At 39.0% G+C, this 4,569-nt stretch carries 3 protein-coding genes and 2 pseudogenes; 4 read left to right on the forward strand and 1 reads right to left on the reverse strand.

The window, feature by feature from the left end; all coding sequences use genetic code 11:
- Positions 1-53: 53 nt before the first annotated feature.
- Positions 54-233, forward strand: a pseudogene (locus HX884_RS27400) (integrase); the annotation flags it as partial.
- Between the two features lie 259 nt (positions 234-492).
- On the opposite strand, the gene HX884_RS25325 reads toward HX884_RS27400, so the two are convergent.
- The gene (locus tag HX884_RS25325) at positions 493-1,422 is read right to left on the reverse strand and encodes an STM4504/CBY_0614 family protein (protein ID WP_032637409.1); all 930 of its coding nucleotides are present in this window, start codon (positions 1,420-1,422) and stop codon (positions 493-495) included.
- 232 nt (positions 1,423-1,654) lie between these two features.
- On the opposite strand from HX884_RS25325, the gene HX884_RS25330 reads away from it, so the two are divergent.
- The 3 genes and pseudogenes from HX884_RS25330 to HX884_RS25340 all read left to right on the forward strand — a co-directional run.
- Positions 1,655-2,212 (forward strand): recombinase family protein, encoded by a 558-nt coding sequence (locus HX884_RS25330; protein ID WP_032637410.1) that lies wholly within the window; start codon positions 1,655-1,657, stop codon positions 2,210-2,212.
- Positions 2,213-3,860: 1,648 nt separating this feature from the next.
- Positions 3,861-4,382, forward strand: a complete 522-nt coding sequence (locus tag HX884_RS25335) for a hypothetical protein (RefSeq protein ID WP_032637412.1) — start codon at positions 3,861-3,863, stop codon at positions 4,380-4,382.
- A pseudogene (locus tag HX884_RS25340) lies at positions 4,375-4,569 on the forward strand (hypothetical protein); the annotation flags it as partial. The gene HX884_RS25335 and the pseudogene HX884_RS25340, both read left to right, overlap by 8 nt.

Here is a 4,569-nt window from a genome sequence, read left to right on the forward strand (position 1 = left end):
ATGCGTGATCTGATCCTTCAACTCAGCAAAAGTTCGATTTATTCAACAAAGTCTCGTTGCGTGGGATGTTCATCACCGAGCTTGACCGCCTCAAAGTGCCTGAAGACCGGATAGCGCTTCTTGTAGGTCACGAGAGGGGGAGTACAGAGTCTTTCAAGACTTACAGTCAAGGGGCTTCTCTAAAAGAGCTTGCTCAGTACGTGGAACAGGTCAATTTTGACGCTATGACCTGACGGCTTTACGTTTTCATTTCTCAAAAGTGCATAAATAGTCGATGAGTGATTGATTACCTTTTTTCGCCACAATAAGGCGCATAAAAATACAGTGATTTTCAGTTGAAGGGATGTGGTGTTAATTTGTCAGCATCCCTTTGGCACCAATAGCTGGCAAGGTATGTCTGTTAAATCAGATGTACAGAGGATTTACTGAACAAAAACAGTAATCAATTGATTTGTTAAAAATGGTGGAGAGATATAATCCCCACCAGAATAATTATTTTTTCTTTGTGAAATTCTCATCACATTTTGCTAAAAATAGTAGGTTAGACGCCGTCAGGTGTAATGTATAGCTAGCAAGATGCTCTGGTACATTCGTCACCTCATCCCCCTGACCGTGTCCACCCTCTTTATTTCTGATAGTTGGTACACCACTTTCGAGTAAAATCCTCAGTGATGAAAATTGATTTTGCATGTAGTCAGGAATAAGCCCATTTGAAAGGCAACTGGAAATTAGTTTCTTTGCTGTATCAGTACTTCCATATTCCCATGAGCGTTTTTTATGGATGGCCTTCATAAGGCTTTCAAACGACTTCAGGCAATCATTAAGACACTCTTTGAACCTTTGATGCCTGTAGTGCTCGTGCGCAGAGAGGAACTCATCATTAGCCCCTGCGAATTCTTGAGAATTCCCCAAAATCTGGAGGGTAGGTTTAACAACATCGGAATGAATGAATTGTGAATCAACTCTGACAACCTCTCCAGACTCGAATTGGTAGCCAATGCCTGATTCTCTGAACCTATTATTTAGCTCCTCTATAGCATCATCTGGAGATTGGTGGCAATCACGAAATTCCCAGGAGTTTTGCCTGACATATCCATTGATGCATTTAAAGGTAAGCTCAATTACATCAAGGCATTTTTCGGGGTCTTTTTCCTTCAGGAAAAAATTGTATATATACTCAAAATTTTCTGAAGCATACTCCTGAAGTTTAAATACACCATACTCTCTACAAAGAGTATTATTTATGTAATTATAAATTTGGCTTGCAGGAGTATTATAATCAGAATCATTTCCAATAGTTGATTTAACTATATGTACCACCTGAACCCTGAAATTTTGAGGAAGGTTAGTATATTGGTAAACATCGGGGACATCCCCTCTCAATCTTTTTTGTCTCTTAGAGAACAAATCATAAATAGCCAAGATTCCCCCTTAGCATATAGCTCATAGTAAGAGTTCAGTGTTTGTGATACTTGCGTTGATTATATCATATCCAAAACGATGAGATAACATCAACAATGCATAGCAATCTCACTAGAGTCTACCCCACCGAGACAAATTGCATATGTGGTTAAAAGTATCATTTACATGTTGAACCAACTCTTATGATACTGTATCATTGAAGCCAATTAAATGAGACTCAGGGAATCACATCATGATTTATGGCTATGCAAGAGTATCAACCAAAGAGCAAAACTTAGACCGTCAGTTAACTGCTCTTGAGCCTATGTGTGATGTGGTTAAGGTTGAGAAAGTTTCCGGTAAAGATTTGAACCGTCCAGAGCTTCAGAAGCTGTTTGAGTTCATCCAGTCTGGTGACACGCTCATTTGCAAAAGTATCGACCGTCTAGCAAGAAATACGAAAGATTTGCTCGAAGTGGTTGATTCACTGATTGCCAAGGGTGTGATTGTTAAGTTTCTGGACAACTCAATGAGCTTTGACAATACGCCAGCTTCAAGGCTGGTTTTAACGATGATGGGTGCTGTAGCAGAGTTTGAAAGAGGCATCATTGCTGCTCGCCGTGATGAAGGTATCGCTATTGCTAAAGACGCAGGGAAGTACAAAGGCAAGCAAGCTAATCAGGCTCTTCATAGTAAGGTTGTAAAGTACCTTGAAGCGGGAACTTATTCACCTGATGAGATAGCAAAGCTATGTGAATGCGGTAGAGCTACAGTGTTCAGAATCAAGAAAGAATGGAAAGCAGCAGCTTAAACAGTTAGCGCCCTGCATCTTAGCGGGGCTTTTTTATATCTGCCGTTTATCAGGATCCCTGTAACGCATTCTAAGCTGTTTTTATATTAACCTATGAGTTAGGGTTACCATCATTAAATAATCGCTTGGAACGCTGTACAGGCTCAGATATGTTCATTTTTTGCCATTGGTATGGAATAGCCGGAAAGTCCCTCACTAAGCAGAGGTATTCAGGCTATTCAAAGTCTTCAAAGGTGCGGTAGATATGCTGAAGGTTTCCTGTGAGGTCGAAATAAAAGGGGCTGAAGATTTTTTTAGAAAAAAATATTTCCAGTAAACTCACCCACCAGCGATTAAAGCTTGATGGGAAGGAACCCTTTTCACCGTGATGGATTGTCTATGGCTTAACAGATGGGAAGGTCTGAAAAGTTGCAATTCACAATATTGCTGTAGGGTGAGGTGACTCAACAATTTGGGGGTGTTTAGTCTTCGCTCTTATTGTGAATATCTGCCATTTGATAAATCTCTTTAGATATGGCTGGACTAGTTGAACTCTCAAGCTATCCCGACTCAACGGGGGCTTAAGCAACGACACCAGATATTCCCACAACTCAAAGAGAACTCATCTCTAACAGGTTGATTATTATATCAAATGAAATATTTTGATGCAATTGCAACCTGAGCTTTTTTAGCGCTCTCTGAGGGATTGTTAGGGGCTGTGAAGGGGAAATGTAGATTGAGTATTAACAGCGCTTCAGAATTACATACAGGGATTCTGATAGGCTATCTGAACAGATACAAGGTGAAAGTAAGAAGCATGACAACGCGAAGCCATGCGAAAGTTGAAAGGATAATTTCCTTGATTGGTGATTCGGGAATTTAACTTTCTGTTAAGTGTTATTGATATTCTTTGTAAGTGAATCAATCAAATTTTCATGGCTTTTTGCGTTAGCCATGTTTATTGAAGTGAAACAAAAAGACTCAATCAGTTAACTTAACAGATAACTCTATTTATATCATATTTTCATCAATTTTTCTTAACAAAAAGTGCTAAATATGCATTTCTGCCATCCCATTCACCCCTCCAATAATAACCATTCATCAATTTCTGTAATAACAAAATGCCACTGGACAAAAACACAGTTACGTATGATAATAATACAGTAATGCTCATTTATCAAAATCGGTCAACAGGGTCTTAGATAGATGAGAGTCATTGAAAGGTCACTTTCTCAGGTTTTATCATGGGAGGTGACCTTTCCTGTTCCAGGAGTATTAACATGAATGAAGAAACGCTTTTATAAAGTGGTGGGGAAGACCTGTCATAAGATTCATTTAGAAATGAAGAGCATCAGTGATTTGGTGGATTTAAAGCCTAACAAGATTTATTCCATTCCTCGTCTAATTACACGAGCAAGACGTTATATTATGATTAAACAGATAGCCGAAAGATTAATGAAAAGTAATTGACAGTCTATTATTGCATGATACGATAGTTTTATGTATTAAAGAATATTTGCTCATCTACTAAGGCATCCCCCGAATGAGTGACGGGAATTCAATTAGTAGGTGAGCAACCCAATTTATTAAAATTACAATCCCCGTATAGGTAACGTTGATTCGGCCTATACGGGTTTTGTCGTTTTTCTTATTCAAAAGGTATTAAACAATGAATAGCCCTACACAGAAACGTATTGAAATTGAAAATCATTACATTCCGAAAATTAAATCAGCTCTCGATAAAGTTGATGATGCGAAAGATATTTATGAATCCGATAAACTTAACCGTGATTTATTGGTGGCTATCAAAACAAAACAACTGATTGCACAACCAGTTGAAACGTATGGATTCAGAATCCGCCAAATCACAAGTCCGGCAATGATTACCCCAGTTGTTCAAAGCATGATGGAGCAGGGATTCACTGTTTATGAGATGAAAGAGGGTTTTATTAAGTTCATTCAGACGCCCAAATCTACAAAACATAATCCTTTAAATGAAATTGAGAAAGCTGCTAAATCAGACGCTGAGAAATTTGTTGATGCAGGAATCACTGAGAAAGCAAACAAGATAAATAAGGCCATCCATGCTCACAACGTATTGGTGAAACAGGCTGAAGAGGCGTTATCGGGGATTAAACCGCTCGAATCCTATCTGTCTGTGATGGTCGCTGATGGGGTGAGTAATGACTAACAAAGTCACAGAGGCCAACTACAAAGCTCAGATTGCCGCTTTACAGTCTCAATTAATGCAACGCCATACAGTGACTGCTATCGACGCTGTACAGCCTTTCTGTGAAGCAATAGGCATTAATCCTACTGATTACTATAAGGACTTCCCCGGCATGTCAAAGCCGGTATTTATGGTTTCTGTCTGCTCT

The sequence above is a fragment of the Enterobacter sp. SECR19-1250 genome, assembly GCF_013391025.1.
Taxonomy (GTDB): domain Bacteria; phylum Pseudomonadota; class Gammaproteobacteria; order Enterobacterales; family Enterobacteriaceae; genus Enterobacter; species Enterobacter cloacae.